Consider the following 16,070-nt stretch of genomic DNA (forward strand, 5'->3'; position numbering starts at 1 on the left):
CTCGCGCTGAAGACGGTGGAATGCCTTGCCAATTGCATGCTTCGACCTCCGACACCTTGATGCGGGTCAAAGGACTGCGTCTTGATTGTCGCGGCGGTGGGGCGATTCTACCCGTTCCAGAGCGGTATGCCTGCGAAGGGAGTGCTACGTCAGCCAGCGTTGCCGGTTCTCAAATCCAAGGGCTGCATGAGTGAGCAAGAAGGCGCCAGTCCCATCTGGCCGCGAAACCGCGGCGGCAGTGCTTTCCGATGGTAAGCGCGAGGAACAGCGCGGCGCCGCGGAACATGAGCTTCTTGCCCTGATGTTTGAGCAAGCTCCCGGGTTCATGACCTTGCTGAGCGAGCCCGGCCATGTTTTCCAATTGACCAACGCCGCCTATCAACGCTTGATCGGTCAGCGGCAGGTCATCGGAAAGCCGGTGCGGGAGGCCTTGCCTGAGCTTGAGGGTCAGCGCTTTTTTCATCGCGCGAATGTCATGAGCAAGATGGGCGCGGGCAGCCTGTCGCACCTCGTGCGCATGGCGATGATCGCCGACTCCACGCATTAAGCAGGAAGTGAATTTGTCTGCTTGTGTTCTGGCTTCCAGTGCCGCCAGTGGGTCGGCCGAATGCCAACGCGAGCACCGGTGGCGGCGTCCTTCCAGCCTTCCTTACCTTTTTCACAGGGGAATACGAGCGTGTGCAGGCCATCATCATCGATGACGGCCAGTTCGAGGCTACGGCCATATGGCGCGCTTGCGATCGGATTCCACATCGCGCCACTGTGAAAGAAGGACTCCTGCAGCGCTTTGATTTAAATCATTTTCGCGGCGGCCAAATGCTATTTGTAATGGTGGGTTGGGCCCGGCCAACGTGGCAGTGCTCAGACATGCTTTTGCGCTTGGGAGTCCGTTCTTCGAACTGGAGGAAGGAAGTCATTTCGCCGAACCGTCGAGCGCGCTAGCAAAAATTGACCTGGCTCAATGCGAGCCTGTCTTGCCGCTGCAAAGGTGACGCCAAGAGCTTCCATGCTCTCACGGCCACTCGGCTTTTTTCATTCAGGAAGGTTTGACATGAACTACCAGCGGTTCTTCGAAGAAGCGATCGACCAGCTCCATGCCGAGCGTCGTTATCGCGTCTTCGCCGATCTCGAGCGCATCGCGGGCCAGTTTCCGCGCGCCATATGGCGGTCCAACGGCCGCGCCGAGGAAATCACCGTCTGGTGCTCCAACGATTATCTCGGCATGGGCCAGCATCCCGACGTCATCGCCGCGTTCCAGGACGCTGCCGGCAAGATGGGCTCGGGCGCCGGCGGCACCCGCAACATTTCGGGCACCTCGAACCCGCTGGTCGAGCTCGAGCACGAGCTTGCCGACCTGCACGGCAAGGAAGCAGGCCTGGTCTTCACCTCCGGCTTCGTCTCCAACGAAGCCTCGATCTCGACCATCGCCCGGCTTTTGCCCAACTGTCTGATCATCTCGGACGAGTTGAACCACGCCTCGATGATCGAGGGCGTGCGGCGTTCGGGCGCCGAAAAGAAGATCTTCCGCCACAATGACGTGGCGCATCTGGAAAGCCTGCTGCAGGCGGCGGGCCGCGAACGCGCCAAGCTGATCGTCTTCGAAAGCGTCTATTCGATGGATGGCGACATCGCGCCGATCAAAGAGATCGTCGAACTGGCCGAGCGCCACAACGCCATGACCTATATCGACGAGGTCCATGCGGTGGGCATGTACGGGCCGCGCGGCGGCGGCATCACCGAGCGCGAGGGCCTGGCCGACCGCATCGACATCATCGAAGGGACGCTGGCCAAGGCGTTCGGCACGCTGGGCGGCTATATCACCGGCACCAGTGCGGTGATCGACGCGGTGCGCTCCTATGCACCGGGCTTCATCTTCACCACGGCGCTGCCGCCGGCGATCGCCGCCGCGGCCACCACCTCGATCCGCCATCTCAAGGGTTCGCAGGCCGAGCGCGATGCCCAGCAGCAGCAGGCGAGCCGGACCAAGCAGATCCTGTCGGCCGCCGGATTGCCGGTGATGGAATCGCCGACCCATATCGTGCCGCTGCTGGTCGGTGACCCCGAGTTGTGCAAGATGGCGAGCGACCGCCTGCTTGGCGTGCACGGCATCTACATCCAGCCGATCAACTACCCGACCGTGCCGCGCGGCACCGAGCGGCTGCGCATCACGCCGACGCCGTTCCATTCGGATGAGTTGATCGCTGGACTGCAGGATGCGCTGGTCGAGACCTGGGATGCGCTGGGCATTCCCTATGGTTCCGCCGGCCGGCCTTCTGTCGCCAAGAGCGACCGGATCGTGCCGCTGCTGGTGCCCAAGTCAGGCGGCTGAAAGCCGCAATTGAAAAACTCTCCAAGAGAAAACATTGATCAGGCGCAAGGCGCCGATCTCGGCGTAGCTCCAGGATGACGACAAACCTCCAAGGAGCAGACCATGAGCCACATGTCCCAGACGTCTTTTGGCGATTTGAACCACGCCGCCCAGCAGGCTCAACAGTGGGTAAAGGAGCTTGCCAGGGATCTCCGCTGGAGCGAACCAAGTGCTTGCCGACTGTTGCGATGCGTTCTGCACACGCTGCGGGACTGGCTGTCCGAAGCGGAAATGGCTGATCTTTCAGCACAGTTGCCTGTCTTGGTTCGCGGCATGTACTTCGAAGGCTGGAAGCCATCGGCCGCAGCCCATGGTCGTAAGAAGCGCGACTTTGTTCTCAGTGTCCGCAACAGCTTCGGATATGATGAAGATGTGGATTTCGATGTAGCGGTCAACGCGGTTTTCATGCTGCTCGATCGACATATATCGCACGGCGAGATCGTGCAGGTAAGGGCGTCCATGAAGAAGTCGCTTCGTCAGCTGTGGCCAGCGGACTGACCAGTTCCTGGACCGCCGGGCGGTTAGAGACCGGCCGGCATATCGCTGGCTCTGATGCAAGATCAGGCAAGAACAGGAGATCGCATCGATGCTGATCCGCACACTTTCCGTCCTGGAATGTACCAGATTGTTGGGCGCCAACCGCGTGGCCCGTCTTGCATGCGCGAAGGACGGTCAGCCCTATGTCGTTCCCCTCCATTACGCTTATTCGGATGCTCATCTTTACGCGTTCTCCATGCCGGGCAAGAAAATCGAATGGATGCGAGCCAATCCGCTGGTGTCTGTTCAGATTGACGAACACGGCGAAGGACGAGGCTGGAGGAGCGTTGTCGCCGATGGCCGTTACGAGGAACTGCCCGACCGGATTGGGCACAAGGTGCAGCGCGATCATGCCTGGGCGCTGCTGAGCAAGCACGCCGATTGGTGGGAGCCTGGCGCTCTCAAACCTGAGAAATCAGAGGTTGCGACCGATCTTCCACACGTCTTCTTCCGTATTTTGGTCGCCACGGTTTCGGGGCGGGAAGCAGTGGACAGCTAGCGTGCTCGGGGCGGCGTCCATCGGGCGCAACGGCACACTATCAGGTCGCACGCAACCAACGGCCCAGACATCCCGGCGAACACCTAAGTAGTTTTCCTTAGGGATATAACCGAATTTCGGCGGGCCCGGAATCGCGCGATTGCTGTCTTCGCGGAACAACCGGGAACACAGCCATGTACGCTCAACAAATCGCCAAGATTGAATTGCCATCGCAGCCGAGCCCGTTCGTGCTTCTCGATGGGGCCATGGCACAGCCGGTCAGCTTCTTCCCCGCCGGCACAGAGATCTACGCCCAAGGCGAAAAGGCCGGGCCTCTTTACCAGATCGAATTCGGCGCCGTTCGTGTATACCGGCTGCTGGCTGACGGCCGCCGGCAGATCAGCGCCTTTCATTTGGCCGGAGAAACCTTCGGCTTCGAGGCCGATGCCACACACCATTTCTTCGCCGAGGCAATCGGTGCGACCGGCATTCGCGTTTTCCGGATCGCCTCAACAGCAGATATGTCCAGTCAGTTGCTGCCGCTTGCACTCAAGGGTTTGATCAGGGCCCAGGAGCATCTGCTGGTCCTCGGCCGCCAGAATGCCATCGAACGCGTCGCAGCATTCCTGGTCGACATGGCGGAACGTCAGGGTGGCCTGCGTCAAATCGAGTTGCCGATGTCGCGACTGGATATCGGCGACTATCTCGGCCTCACCATCGAGACGGTGTCGCGGGTCTTCACCCGCCTGAAGGACAAAAGCGCCATTCGCCTGCTCGGCTTGCGGAGCATCGAAATACTGAAGCAGAACATGCTGCTGGAAATGGGTGGATGACGCGCGAAAACTGCTGGGCAGAACGCCAGAACCATCGTGCCACCTCGACTTCGATGGCGAGACCGTCAGCAGCAAACTCACCGGGACCGTTCAGCTATCGAGCGGCAAGTTCGCCGTGCTCGAGCAGGCGCACGAGTTCACCCTTGTGCCGTGGCGGCCGGTCACCGACTGCCAGATCGGACGCGAAATCAACGGCATCGTGCGGGGCGGATCGATGTCCTGGCGGTTGGGACGGCAGCGAGGACTCGGCATTTAGCCCATGGTGGCGGCTATTCCGGTAGTCCGGCAGCGACCATCAGGCGCAACGTGCTTTGTGATGCGACTGGTTGCGGTAAAGAGTCGACATAGTTGGTGTATCTTGCAGGAAAGCATGTGCGGGGAGTGCAGTCGGCGTGCTCCGCGTCCGTCCAAGAAAGTCTCGCGATCGCCCCTTGTCGTATTCTCATCCGAGCCAGCGTGAACTTCGCAATGTTTTCGGCCGTTCTCACTGTCTGAGAATGTGCCGGCACGTCGCGGCACTTCCGTGATATTCAGCATTGCCTCCAGCGAGCGACCATATCTCGTCGCAACGATGTTCCCGCAGCGACACCGGTTCCGGGCGTTGCGCTACCCAGCATTAGCGCGCATCTGACGTCGGGATGTGCGCCTCGCGCGCGGCGCCGCTTCGACGATATGTCCATTTGTGGGCAACACAGCGTCTTTGCGCGATCTCGCGTCGGTCACTCGGTGCAACCGCTCGTAGGGCAGCAATTCCTTAATGCGCGCGTCAAGAGTCACGATCTCGGCGCGCAGATCTTCGCATTCCTGCCTCTGGATATCGAGCTGTATCTGGTCTGAAGCCAGTTGCAATGAAAGCTCCGATAGGTTGGTGCTGACCGCCGACAGGTTTTTCTTGTCGCCTTCGCTCTCGGTTTTGAGGGCGACAAGCCTTTCCTCCGCGATCCGGCGCTCGGTCGCGAAATCGTTAACCTGGGTTCTGAGCAGGGTGATCTCGGCGGAGGTTTCGCTGCTGTTGTTGGTTTCTTTCTCCAGCCTCGATCGCAACTCCTCTATCTCGGAACGCAGCCCGCGCATCTCCGCGTGGGCGCGCGCCCGTTCGCCAGCGCTGTCGCTTTCCACGATGCGGGCCGCCTCGGTTGCCTCGGCGAGCTTGGCATGCGTGGTCTCCAGTGACTTCTGCAGCCGGGCTCCTTCCTTCTCGTGCCTGCCAAGTTGCGCCAACAGCTCGGCTATGTGCGCGCTTTCGTTGGCGTGAGTTGCCGCGAACTCGTCCAGTTTATGCCGAGCCTCGGTCTCCCGCTTTTGCGCCTGCTCGAGCTCGACGGAAAGGCCGACCTGCCTTTCGCGCAGCAGCTTGTTCTCGCTTGCGCGTCTGTCGACCTCCACGGTTTTGACGGTCAGGGCATTGACGATCTCGCCGAACTGCGTTTCGCGCCTTGCACTCTCATGGCCCATTTCCACCAGCTCGAGCCGTGCCTTCGCAAGCGCTGTACGCAGCGACTCGCGGTCCTGGACTATGCCGGCCTCGCGCTGTTGCCAGACCTCGGCTGCACGGTCGAGTTCGCGCAGCTTGCGGCCAGTGTCGAGCAATTGTTCCGACAAGGTCTTGTGTTCCGTGGTCAAAGCGACATTGGCCAGTTCCAACTCGTTGGCCCTTAGGGTATCGCGATGCAGGACGTTCAGAATCTCGCGCGTCATGCGATGCGCGGTGGCTATCTCGGCCAATCTGGTTTCGATCTCTTCCAGGTGGCCTTGCCCGTCCCGGAAAAGCCCGGCGACGGCCTCCAGGGCAGCAAGCCGGGTCTGTGTGTGCGGTGTCAACCTCGCGGACGGCGCGCTTTCGCCTTCAGCAGGGCCAGTGTCCTCGTTTGCCGGCACTTCCGCACTTTCCGAACCCTGCCCATCGGTCGAAAGGCAGTCCTCGATTGCTTCGGCCAGGTCCGATTGGAATTCCTGAAATTCCTTGTCTACGTTCTCGGCCCGCTTGATTAGAGATTTGAAACTCACCACGACACACCCCTTACGCTCACCTTAGGCTGGCCTCCGGGCAGACTTAACGAATTGCTAATGTATCGCATCACCTTCCATTCCGAAAGAGGCGGCTGCCATGGCCGATCCCGACCAAGCCGGCCGCATGGACGAGATCAGCGTCATGCTTCTTAGGCGCGCGAACCACCCTACGCACCTTGGGTCGACCTTCCGGCTCTAACATTGCTACAGGCCGTCACCGTGGCTTTGCGGAACGCAGGGAGAGCGACCCCCAACCAACTCTACCGCTAGGACAAACAACTGATCCTGCATTCGGGACTGCAGCGGGTCGCTGAGGCGGCTTGCTGCCATCCCTCGCGATCAGTGCATTATCCGTTGCCACAACCAGGCAAAAAAGCCAGCCCCACCGACCTTCCCGCGCACCCGGGCGCCGGCCCAGCGCGCTTTCATGGTAGCGCCGACGTGGCAATCGCAGACGATGTCGTGGAGTTGCCAGTCGCTCAATTCGAAGAAGCGCTTTGCCTCGCCATATGTGTCGTCCTTCAGACCCGATTCCCGCAGGATCGGATCTTCAAAGGCAACTGTAATCGCGGATCCTTCACAGCGCGCCATGGCCCGTGTTTCCGGATGCAAATGTTCGGTGCCTGTCAACGCGCCGAGGCATCGCTCGGGGGTCTGTTCGAGAAGTTCAGCCCAACGCGCGATGCGCTGCTGTCGTGTCATTTCGGAATGCGGCGCCGAGAGTTCGATCGTGGCGACGGCATGCAGTTGGTCGATTGTCTGATGTTTCATGGTCTGCTCCTATTGTTCCTTCAACAAGCGAACTGACCTTTCAAGCCTTTGTTCCACGTGCAGCTAATATTTACCGCACCCATTGGAACCGATGGCCATTTGCGCAGTTCGGGCACGGTGGTGATCCAGCCGGAGCAGGAAACCGTTATCAAGAAATATGTGAAGAAGCAGCCGCTTGCATCGGTCAAAGTACCGGGCGTCGAACTCAATGTGGGTTCGACGTTGCCGGACACCGTCGAACTTCACGAAGTCCCCAACGTTCGATACCGCTACGTGGTGGTCGACAACCAGACGGTCCTCGTCGATCCCGACACGCGTAAGATCGTGAAAGTCATTCAATGAACCCTGGCGGTTCCACCGACTGGTGGAAGTGATTTCGGATGCAAAATCACGGTCGCGAAGCTCTGCCTCGCGACCATGATTTGTTTTTCGCAGGAGTTCGAACACAGTCAGGGTGGCGCAACGATTCCTTTGTTCTGCGGCCTCCTCGCCGGCCGACCTCACACCCGTGATCGCCATTGGTCGTTGACATCAGCTCCATTTCGACGGGCGGATTTTGACGTGCTGCCCTTCCGCGTCGCGCGCAGGGAACAACCACTTCCGTGGATAGTTAGTCCACGGCTACACCACCGGTGAGCTTTCACGACAACCTAGGGAGACAGAACCATGGCGACTGCAAAAAGAGCGACGACAAAAGGGCTGGAGGCCTTGTTCCTCGATGGGCTGAAGGACATCTACTACGCCGAAAAGAAAATACTCAAAGCCTTGCCCAAGATGGCAAAGGGCGCTGAGTCCGAGGAGGTGGCCGCGGCCTTTGAAAAGCATCGCGTCGAAACCGAAGGCCAAGTCGATCGCCTCGAGCAGGTGTTCGAGCTTATGGACAAACCGGCTCGCGGCAAGACCTGCCCGGCGATCGATGGCATTCTCGAGGAAGGATCGGAAATCCTTGACGAGTACAAGGGCGATCCAGCGCTGGATGCAGGACTGGTCGGCGCGGCACAGGCCGTCGAGCACTATGAGATCGCGCGCTATGGCACGTTGGTGGCGTGGGCTGAACAGCTTGGCAAAAGTGACATAGTCAAGCTCCTCAAGGATACGTTGAAAGAAGAGGTTGCGACGGACGAAGCGCTTTCCGGACTGGGTGAAGGCGGCGTCAATGAACGCGCCTTGGAGCAAGCTGCGTGACCGAAAATCGCTCCGGTGCCAAAGCGCCGGGGCGACTTTCGCGCCCCACCGCCACGAAGCCTCACCGTCAAGGGTCAGGACTCCCCAACGCGAGAAAGAAACGAGCCTCAGCAGATCGAGGAGAACCATCATGAAAGACAAGGCAGCCGATATCGACCACACATTGCCGCAGGTCGCCATCGACGATCGGCAGGTACGACAGCTGGCGGCGACGACCGATTTGCCATCCAGGCAGGCCCGCGAACTGGTGCGTCGTCACGGCAACGACCCCAGGAAGCTAGAAGAGTTGGCGAAGTCGATCAACGCGACCGACTGAATCCAGGCAAGATGTCAGTCGGAGATGCATGCCGTTGGCATCAGATTTCGAGCAAGGCATAGGGTCGGCCACTCGGCTTGTCGACATGCATGGCGACGTTGTAGACCTTCGCTCCGCCGGGCGTCCGACCTTCGTAAGAACCGCGATGTGCATGCCCATGCACGACGGCGTTGACCTTGAACCGATCGATCGTTTCGGCCAGCCGTGAAGAGCCCAGGAATGGGAATATCTCCAGCGGCTCTCCCGCGACGGTGTCAGCTATGGGCGCGTAGTGGAGGATCACCAACGTGCGCTTCGCGCGCACCTGGCGCATCGCATTTTCAAGTTGCATCGCCTCGTTCACGCTTTCCGCGACCATCGCCTTGATCGCCGGCTCGCCGAAGGAGCCGAGCATGCGCGCCCCGAAACCGCCGACAAAGCCCTTCACGCCGACAAAGCCGACCTGCTCGATTTCGATCGCCTGCCCGTCGAGAAGGCGAACCTCCGCTTGGCGCAATATATTCGTGACATCTTCCACTGCGCCGGACTCATAGTCGTGATTGCCGAGCACTCCCACCACCGGGATGGAGCAGTTGCGCAAATCCTCCGCCAGCAGCTCCGCTTCACGCGGCTTGCCGAGATTGGTGAGGTCTCCCGTGAGAACCAGAACATCGGCTTCGCGGGATATCTCGCTGAAAAGGTCGCGATACGACGCCTGGGCATCTTCGCTGACATGCAGGTCGCCCATCGCGGCAATTCTGAGCGTGCGTACGCCGTCCGCCGCGGAATCCTTGATGTCGTCAACCATCGCGAAATTCTCCCGCGCCGCCGACGCCGGCAAAACCCCACTCCTTGACGTCGATCTCGTAATCGGTTTGCGAAAGCAAGCGCCCACGGCAGATCTTCATCCTTGGAGGTGGCAACTGCCGTTGCTTGGCGAGGCGGTCGAGCAACTCGTCGAGCAGCCAGGCAGGAATATGGTCGCGCTCGGTCGGATAGATCCATCTGAAATTGAGAAGCTGCATCAGCAGCACCTCCCAGTGAACCTCCAGATAGGAAAGCAGCCGGTGCCAATCGACCTGGTCATGCGCCTTGAGGATCGTATGGGCTATGTCGGCGCCATCATGCCGCCCTCTGTCCTGGATGAAGCATTTGGACCAGATGAGCTCGGTCGGGCCGATTATCCTCACCCGGCTGCCCAGCAGCTCGGCTTGGCGGGCGTGTTCCAGCCACTGGTCGCCAACAGGCATCATGCCGTTGGCCGAGCCGAATATGACGTCGAAGAAATGCGTCCCCTTGAACACCTTGCCAAGCCACCGGTCATCTTCGATCTCGACGGCATATCCAAGCTGCTTGAAATGGGCGAGGATCCGGGCATAGTCGCCGGCCTTACAGAAGATATCGAGGTCCTTGGTCTGCCGCATGACGCCCGTATAGGCGCTGACCGCGTAGGTTCCCGCGACCAGAAACGGAATGTCCGTGGCGGTAAGCTCGTGGATAGCTTCCGTGTAGAACACCTCCGCCTCCGCGTTCTTGAGTGTCGGCGCCGCCTTTGGTTCGATCCTGGGAAGCGAAACCAGAACGTTTTCAGGCAATGGATCATTGGTCATGAACGATGACTCCGAATCCGGACAAGCGGCAGTCGCTCGTTGAGTAACAACATGAACACCACCTGGTTCCGCAGTACCGGGAGCGGCGGAATTTCAGCTCGTTCAATATCGGGAATTCGGCTGGCGCTTGATTGTCGCTTCAGCGTAACGCGGCGTCGCGCCTTGCGATTCGGCTGCAACGGTTTGCCGAGACCGTCACAGAAATAGGATAAAGCCCACCCGCTCGGGGTGGGCTTGCGGCAGGTGCCTACCGCTAGCGGTTCTTATGGCTCTGTTGGCCGGCTTTGACATGTTGTTCATGCGTGCCGCCGCGGGTGCCGGACCCATCGCCCTGCTGCCGCTGATTGCCGCCAGCTGCCTGCTGCTGCTGGCGACCTTTGTTTTCCATGTTCTTGTGGCTCTGCTGGCCCGCCTTCACATGCTGCTCGTGACTACCACCTTGGTTAGGCATTGTTCTTCTCCTTACTGTTCAACGAGGCGACAAGTGCCTCGGGAATCTAAGGAAATTGAAGGCTGAATGTTCCCAGCAGTAACACTTCGTGAAGCCTCGTCCTCGGTAAATGCAGCCACGCCTCCCCGATCAGGGCCGATTGATCGCCCGAGCGCTGTCGCGATCGGTCTCGTCAGGGATATATTCGCCGGCATTGGCATCGAAGCCGGTCCACCCGCCAGCCTCGTAAGCCCTGCGACGTTCGGCAAGGTCGACCGATCTGGATTGTCCCAGAATCTCCTCGGCGTTAGCAACGAGTTCATCGTCCACTCTGGCCGTAACCAACGTGCCGCCGCGGCGTACACCCTCTGCGTATACGTGTGCGTCCTTTTCAGGCACCCCGGCCCCCGTCAAACCGCCGACAATGCCTCCGACCGCGCCGCCGGCCACCGCCCCGGCAACGACACCGGTCGCGGTGGCGGCGAGCCACCCCGCCGCGACCACAGGTCCTATGCCCGGAATGGCCATGACCCCCAGCCCTGTCAGCAATCCGCCGGCACCGCCGATCACGGCTCCAATTCCAGCGCCTGCCCCAGCATCCTCGGCAGCTTCCGAACGGTCGGCATCGTACCAGTCGTCCGAATTGTTAGCGACGATGCTGATGTTCGCATGCGGGACGCCCGTGGCTTCCAGTTCGCGGACCGCGTCGGCCGCATCGTCATAGTTGTCGAACAATCCAGTTACCGTTTTCATCTGATTTCTCCTGATCCCGTGCTCACTTGCTGGCGACGACGTTGCCCTGATAGTCCAGGCCGACGGCGAGGCTTTCACCTGCCTTCGTTGCCTGCCCACGCCAGATCCCTTGGTCGTCCTTGGCAAGCTTCGATACGTTGGTGTAGCCCGCACCCTCGATGCGGCTCTTGGCCTGGGCTTCGGTGAAGCTGTTTGCGCCGGGGACGAGGGCGGCGGCGTTGGGCGTGTTGTCGGTCTTCACCGCCGGAGTTGTCGCTCCGGTGATGGAATCTTGCCGGGCAGCGATCTTTTCGATCATCTGCCGGTGCATCTTCAACGTATCGACCGTTTGCTGGGCGAACGTTTTCAGAGCCGGGTTGTCACCCTTGCTGGCATAATCCTCGAACAGCTTGACGGCCTCGTCATGCGCTTTGCGCTGCATGTCGACATAGGCTGGATCGATCGGTGCCTGCCCATTCTTGAGCTTGTCCAGATCGGCTTGGTGCTGGGCATCGAGCGCCGCCGGCACTTTTAATTTCTGTTCGCCGGCGACCGCCTGCAGCTTGGTGTTGGCCGCGCCGTGATCGCGGATCATCATCTGTGCGAAATCCTTGATGCTCTGGTCCTGGACCTTGTTCAGCGCAAGCTGGCTCGAGTCGACTTCGAATTTGCCGCCGACCGCAGCCTTGTCGACGAAGTCCTTGGCGCTGTCGGCAGCGAAGGCGGGCATTGCGAAAACAATGGAAGCGACTGTGAGCGATGCGAGAAGGTGTCGTGTTTTCATTGGCTTTGTCCCTGTCGGTGCGCGAATTTGCGATGCCTCCTAACAAGCCAAAATGGCCTTTGTTCCGATGCCGAGACGACATGCCGGCGCACCCGCCAACACCACGATCTCGGCCCTCAATCTCTGCCTGAAGCACGTCGCGTCGAAACGGATTCAAGCGAAGCGCATTGGGCCTCCATGCGTGTCTCCTCACTTTTGGGCGACATGCATCATCCCGAGACAGGAGGAGAACGCATGCCATCTCGATCCGAGGGATTTACAATCGCTCTAGCCTACAGTGGGGATGCGCGGACACGGGCCGCCGAAGCGCTTTATCAACACAACATTGCACGGACCGGGATCGATGACCGGGCTGTCATTGGAGCGGAGCTGCGTGACGCCTCAGGAAAGGTCTGGGGCGGGCTTTGGGGCAGAACGGAACTCGGGCTCCTGTTTCTCGACATGTTCTTCCTGCCCGAGCAATTGCGTGGCCGATCCTTCGGATCGCAGCTTCTCGGCGCGATCGAGGAGGAAGCCATCAGACGGGGCTGCAAAAAAGCCGTCGTGGAGACGAGCAGTTTCCAGGCACCGCTCTTCTACATGCGGCACGGGTTTGAGGAATTCGGCAAAGTGGAGTTCGCAATTCCAGGGCATGCACGCATCTTCCTTCGCAAGGACCTGCTGTAAGTATTGGGACAGGGCGCGCATGGGATGGCCATCGGCTAACTGCAAACTCCAGGTGCTCTGGAACAAATCGACGATTGCGGAGTTAAAGCGGCGCGTCGCCACGGGCAGTATTGCAGCGATGGGGGCTGGCAGCGATGGGCAGATTGCAGCGAATAGAGTGCATTCCCTGGAGAGGCATGTGCGTACGGGACATTTCAGAAAGCCGATTGTCATTCAGCCTGGCCGCATAGACCGGGACAGGGTTGTGGTCTCGGTAACCGATGCGGCCGAAGTGCTGTTGCGGGACTGGCCAAAGCCAAAATCCGAAAGGCGTCTTGCCGCGATCAGGGCATGCCTTGCCGTGATGCGAGGCGAAAAGCCTCCCAGGGTCGCACGACAGGCCTTTATCGTTGCGGCCAAGGACGCCCGGATTCTGCTCGGCGACCAGATTTAGCCGTTGGCGGCCAGCACGCCCAGGCTTCGCCGGCACCTGCAAGTCTGGCAGAGTCCGACCTGAAAGAGAGACTATGGCCAAGGTGTCAAATCCTACCCCCGCTTCCGGCAGAGGCGAGATTCAGGCGGGAGCGATGCGGGACAAAACGCCGGGCTTCGATCCCGCCATTGCCCCGCTGGAGACCGATGCCGAGGCGGCTGACACCCAAAACCCGACTTCCAAGACAAGTCCGCCACGCTCGCGCCCAAAATTCGAAAACGATGCCAGCTTCGCGAATGCGATGCGGCCGGTCGAGAGCGAACCAGAGCTGCGGCCTCACAGTAACTGGCCGCTCTTGGTGATCGCGGCTGTCGTCTTGATAGCAGCCGCGGTTTTTCTGGCGGCAAGCATGTTGCGCTGAAAGTGTTCACGACGATGCAGTGCGACTGTCTAGTCCTCGAGATCGGGTGCGCTCTTCATGCCCGAGAGTTCGGTCATCGGACACAGCAGCCGCGGCCGCGTCGGGTCGGAGATGTCGAGCTTGTCCCAGGGAATGCGGTATAGGCCGTCGCGGCGACGCAGCCGAAAAAGATCCAGCATCGCCACGCCTATGGCCGACGCCGAAAGACGCTCGAACGCAGCGTAGACGCCGACATGGAATTCGGTGACGACGAAATCGTCGCCATCCCGCTCGGCGCGAATCTCCTCGATGTAGCCGATGTTCTTGCCCCGCTGCGAGCGTACGCTTCGTCCCGCCAGATGCTCGAGATTGACGGCGGTCATTATCAGGCTCCCGGAATGCGTCCGATGACGTGATCGCGCAACCAGTCCTGCCAGGCGAAAATCGATGTCTCGCGCACATCGATGTCGAATTCGATATCGACGCCAATATCCCTGACCTTGTGCCAGTCGATCCGATGCGGCTCACCATGCCGCTTGCCACCCAGCTTTGCCGCGAGTTGCGCCATCCATCGCCCAGGCCGTGCTCCAAGGCGACGCGCCAAGGTGATGGAGCCGAGTTCGATCGCAACAATCCTAGGCGGTTTGCCCGGCCGCAGCTCCGCCACCAGGCCGTCGACCTTGCCGATCTTGACCTGCTCGCGGTCGACCACCTGCTTGTCCAGGAGATCACGCAGCACCTTCATCATGTGCCTCCGAATATCTGCAGCGGTATGGTCACCACGGCCAGCACGAAGCCAAGCGCGATGATGAAGATGACCGCGGCATTCGAGATAATGCCGTTTCGATGCTCGCCGACATAGCGTTCGTCGTTCAGCAGAAACAGGAATGGAACCACCGTCAGCGGCAGGCTGGCCGCCGTCAGCGCCATCGAGAAGATGGTGAGCCTCAGGGGATCGAGGCCAAGCGTGATGGGGATGGCGGCAAGCAACAATGACACCGTGTAGACGGCGCTGAAGCCCGGATCGTCGCGCGGCTTGCGATCCTCGCCCCAATTCCAGCCGAAACCTTGGGCGACCAGGTAAGCCTGCTGCAGTCCGACTTCGAGGGCAGCACCGAAGCAGGCAATGGCTAGAGAGGCCACGAACAGAACGAAGCCCCAGAAGCCGAATATCGGGATCAGCATCAATGGCAACTGGTGATAGTCGTCCACCTGGTCGATGCCGTGCGTCGCCAGCACGAGAGCGGCCACGATCAGCACGCCGATCGAAATGGTGCCGCCGAAGCTCATCCCCAGTCCCGCTATGGCCCGATTGGCCCCGAGATAGCTCTTGTCCCATTGATCCTCGATAGCCCCGGAGGAATAGAACATGAACAGGTAGGGCGATATCGAGGCGCCGAGAATGCTGACCGCCATGAACCAGTAGTTGGCGGCATCGTGGGCCGGCAGCGAAGGCACGGCGCCAGCAGCGACCGCTGTCCAATCGGGTTTCAGCATCACGGCGCCGACGACGAAACACAGCGTCACTAGGCCGAGGATCGATACGCCTTTCTCGATGAAGCCGAACGTGCCTTTCCAGAGCAGCAGCCATGCCAGGAAAGCCACCGGCAGCGCCCACCACTGGAAGCCGATGCCGGTGGCAAGTTCGAGTGCAATGGCAGCGCCGCCGATCTCGGCGGAAAGCACCATGAAATTGACCAGCAAGGCGGCAAGCAGCGGCCACAGAAAGACATTGAAGCCAAACCTTTCGCGGATGCCGTCGGAGATCGTGTGCTGGCTCACGGCCGCGAAACGGCCGGCCATTTCCACCAGAAAGATGATGCAGATGGTGCCGAGAACCACCGCCCAGATCAGCTGGAAACCGAAAGTCGCGCCTGCCTGCGCCGCCGTCGCCATCGATCCAACTTCGAGGAAGCCGCCAACGCTGGTAACGACGCCGAGCGATATTTCCACGAGCTTCTTCATGACTTCGGCGCGAAATATCTGGCATAGGCCGTGCTCAGCGAGCGCGAAGCCAGCCGAAGATCCTGCTGCGCATTTTGGACCTCTGTCCGGTTGCCGGCCTGCAATCCCGCCTGGGCGCGGGCCACCGCGACGGACAAATCCTTGACCGCTGCCGTCAAGGCAGCTTGCTCGGCGGGTTCAGCCGTGCCGGCTGATCGGATCTGCGCCTCGGCATCGGCCAGCGTCCTGCTGATCGATCGCAGTGTGCCGGCCGTGTATGCGGACGGCGCCGCCCCTGCCATCCAGGCTTCAAGCGTCATCGACACGGTCTGCGCAGATGACGCCGCCGTTCGTGATTGCTGTTCGACCTGATCGGAAGACGAGCATCCCGCCGAGGCGCCCAAGAACAGCACAAGGCACGAACAAACCAGCCTGAAATGACGGCCACCGAAGGTTAAAGCAGGCGTTTGGTACGCCACAAGAACAGCCTCCCCTGAGCCGAACGAAGAAATGTTCGAGGTAAGTTGATCTAGAGCGCGTGCCCGTCGACGCAAGGCCCCGATCCGACGGCATGGATGCAAAGCACATGGGACCGCGACAGGTACCAGCCGGCTA

At 60.4% G+C, this 16,070-nt stretch carries 22 protein-coding genes and 1 pseudogene; 12 read left to right on the forward strand and 11 right to left on the reverse strand.

Annotation, left to right across the window (positions count from 1 at the left end):
• Positions 1–190: 190 nt before the first annotated feature.
• The 6 genes and pseudogenes from AC0NIH_RS28985 to AC0NIH_RS29010 form a co-directional block, all read left to right on the forward strand.
• Positions 191–547: a hypothetical protein gene (locus AC0NIH_RS28985; RefSeq protein ID WP_352710086.1), complete on the forward strand. Its 357-nt coding sequence runs from the start codon at positions 191–193 to the stop codon at positions 545–547.
• Positions 548–1,051: 504 nt separating this feature from the next.
• The gene (hemA, locus tag AC0NIH_RS28990; protein WP_473469868.1) at positions 1,052–2,329 is read left to right on the forward strand and encodes a 5-aminolevulinate synthase; all 1,278 of its coding nucleotides are present in this window, start codon (positions 1,052–1,054) and stop codon (positions 2,327–2,329) included.
• Between the two features lie 102 nt (positions 2,330–2,431).
• Complete coding sequence (locus tag AC0NIH_RS28995; protein WP_013897088.1) at positions 2,432–2,866, forward strand: DUF2267 domain-containing protein; 435 nt, start codon at positions 2,432–2,434, stop codon at positions 2,864–2,866.
• Between the two features lie 88 nt (positions 2,867–2,954).
• Complete coding sequence (locus AC0NIH_RS29000) at positions 2,955–3,404, forward strand: pyridoxamine 5'-phosphate oxidase family protein (RefSeq protein WP_224685909.1); 450 nt, start codon at positions 2,955–2,957, stop codon at positions 3,402–3,404.
• 173 nt (positions 3,405–3,577) lie between these two features.
• Complete coding sequence (locus AC0NIH_RS29005; protein WP_224685908.1) at positions 3,578–4,216, forward strand: helix-turn-helix domain-containing protein; 639 nt, start codon at positions 3,578–3,580, stop codon at positions 4,214–4,216.
• A gap of 52 nt (positions 4,217–4,268) precedes the next feature.
• Positions 4,269–4,472 (forward strand): annotated as a pseudogene (locus AC0NIH_RS29010) (DUF3363 domain-containing protein); the annotation flags it as partial.
• A gap of 350 nt (positions 4,473–4,822) precedes the next feature.
• On the opposite strand, the gene AC0NIH_RS29015 reads toward AC0NIH_RS29010, so the two are convergent.
• Positions 4,823–6,223: a coiled-coil domain-containing protein gene (locus AC0NIH_RS29015; protein ID WP_474025273.1), complete on the reverse strand. Its 1,401-nt coding sequence runs from the start codon at positions 6,221–6,223 to the stop codon at positions 4,823–4,825.
• Positions 6,224–6,565: 342 nt separating this feature from the next.
• Complete coding sequence (locus AC0NIH_RS29020) at positions 6,566–6,997, reverse strand: hypothetical protein (protein WP_473468553.1); 432 nt, start codon at positions 6,995–6,997, stop codon at positions 6,566–6,568.
• A 99-nt stretch (positions 6,998–7,096) separates the two neighbouring features.
• Between AC0NIH_RS29020 and AC0NIH_RS29025 the strand changes: the two genes are divergently transcribed.
• The 3 genes from AC0NIH_RS29025 to AC0NIH_RS29035 all read left to right on the forward strand — a co-directional run bounded on the left by AC0NIH_RS29025 (position 7,097) and on the right by AC0NIH_RS29035 (position 8,498).
• Positions 7,097–7,339 carry a DUF1236 domain-containing protein gene (locus tag AC0NIH_RS29025; protein WP_473468552.1) on the forward strand — a complete coding sequence of 81 codons (243 nt, stop codon included), beginning with the start codon at positions 7,097–7,099 and terminating at the stop codon, positions 7,337–7,339.
• Between the two features lie 324 nt (positions 7,340–7,663).
• Positions 7,664–8,182 carry a YciE/YciF ferroxidase family protein gene (locus tag AC0NIH_RS29030; protein WP_023780148.1) on the forward strand — a complete coding sequence of 173 codons (519 nt, stop codon included), beginning with the start codon at positions 7,664–7,666 and terminating at the stop codon, positions 8,180–8,182.
• Between the two features lie 130 nt (positions 8,183–8,312).
• On the forward strand, positions 8,313–8,498 hold the full coding sequence (locus tag AC0NIH_RS29035) for a hypothetical protein (RefSeq protein ID WP_023780149.1): 186 nt from the start codon (positions 8,313–8,315) through the stop codon (positions 8,496–8,498).
• 40 nt (positions 8,499–8,538) lie between these two features.
• On the opposite strand, the gene AC0NIH_RS29040 is transcribed toward AC0NIH_RS29035, so the two are convergent.
• The 5 genes from AC0NIH_RS29040 to AC0NIH_RS29060 form a co-directional block, all read right to left on the reverse strand.
• Entirely contained in the window at positions 8,539–9,225 is a 687-nt protein-coding gene (locus AC0NIH_RS29040) for a metallophosphoesterase family protein (RefSeq protein ID WP_474025089.1), read from the reverse strand.
• Between the two features lie 52 nt (positions 9,226–9,277).
• Positions 9,278–10,087, reverse strand: coding sequence for a nucleotidyltransferase family protein (locus tag AC0NIH_RS29045; protein ID WP_473468548.1), 810 nt, complete (start codon positions 10,085–10,087; stop codon positions 9,278–9,280).
• Positions 10,088–10,340: 253 nt separating this feature from the next.
• Positions 10,341–10,538, reverse strand: a complete 198-nt coding sequence (locus AC0NIH_RS29050) for a hypothetical protein (protein WP_287277021.1) — start codon at positions 10,536–10,538, stop codon at positions 10,341–10,343.
• A 129-nt stretch (positions 10,539–10,667) separates the two neighbouring features.
• Complete coding sequence (locus tag AC0NIH_RS29055; RefSeq protein ID WP_287277019.1) at positions 10,668–11,270, reverse strand: general stress protein; 603 nt, start codon at positions 11,268–11,270, stop codon at positions 10,668–10,670.
• A gap of 22 nt (positions 11,271–11,292) precedes the next feature.
• Positions 11,293–12,033, reverse strand: coding sequence for a DUF4142 domain-containing protein (locus tag AC0NIH_RS29060; protein WP_473468545.1), 741 nt, complete (start codon positions 12,031–12,033; stop codon positions 11,293–11,295).
• Positions 12,034–12,267: 234 nt separating this feature from the next.
• Between AC0NIH_RS29060 and AC0NIH_RS29065 the strand changes: the two genes are divergently transcribed.
• The 3 genes from AC0NIH_RS29065 to AC0NIH_RS29075 all read left to right on the forward strand — a co-directional run bounded on the left by AC0NIH_RS29065 (position 12,268) and on the right by AC0NIH_RS29075 (position 13,532).
• Positions 12,268–12,699, forward strand: coding sequence for a GNAT family N-acetyltransferase (locus AC0NIH_RS29065; RefSeq protein WP_473468544.1), 432 nt, complete (start codon positions 12,268–12,270; stop codon positions 12,697–12,699).
• 52 nt (positions 12,700–12,751) lie between these two features.
• Positions 12,752–13,132, forward strand: a complete 381-nt coding sequence (locus AC0NIH_RS29070; RefSeq protein ID WP_287277014.1) for a DUF982 domain-containing protein — start codon at positions 12,752–12,754, stop codon at positions 13,130–13,132.
• 73 nt (positions 13,133–13,205) lie between these two features.
• On the forward strand, positions 13,206–13,532 hold the full coding sequence (locus tag AC0NIH_RS29075; protein WP_473468542.1) for a hypothetical protein: 327 nt from the start codon (positions 13,206–13,208) through the stop codon (positions 13,530–13,532).
• A 29-nt stretch (positions 13,533–13,561) separates the two neighbouring features.
• Here AC0NIH_RS29075 and AC0NIH_RS29080 read toward each other — a convergent pair whose 3' ends face one another.
• From AC0NIH_RS29080 to AC0NIH_RS29095, 4 genes are read right to left on the reverse strand one after another with little or no spacing between them, the layout of a single operon-like run.
• Positions 13,562–13,894, reverse strand: coding sequence for a hypothetical protein (locus AC0NIH_RS29080; protein ID WP_473468541.1), 333 nt, complete (start codon positions 13,892–13,894; stop codon positions 13,562–13,564).
• A 2-nt stretch (positions 13,895–13,896) separates the two neighbouring features.
• The gene (locus AC0NIH_RS29085; protein ID WP_473468539.1) at positions 13,897–14,256 is read right to left on the reverse strand and encodes a hypothetical protein; all 360 of its coding nucleotides are present in this window, start codon (positions 14,254–14,256) and stop codon (positions 13,897–13,899) included.
• Positions 14,256–15,476, reverse strand: a complete 1,221-nt coding sequence (locus AC0NIH_RS29090) for an Nramp family divalent metal transporter (RefSeq protein WP_473468537.1) — start codon at positions 15,474–15,476, stop codon at positions 14,256–14,258. The genes AC0NIH_RS29085 and AC0NIH_RS29090 overlap by 1 nt, the downstream gene beginning before the upstream one ends.
• Entirely contained in the window at positions 15,473–16,009 is a 537-nt protein-coding gene (locus AC0NIH_RS29095) for a hypothetical protein (protein ID WP_473468535.1), read from the reverse strand. Before AC0NIH_RS29095 ends, AC0NIH_RS29090 begins: the two co-directional genes overlap by 4 nt.
• Positions 16,010–16,070: the final 61 nt, after the last annotated feature.

The organism is Mesorhizobium sp. WSM1386 (genome assembly GCF_055901595.1).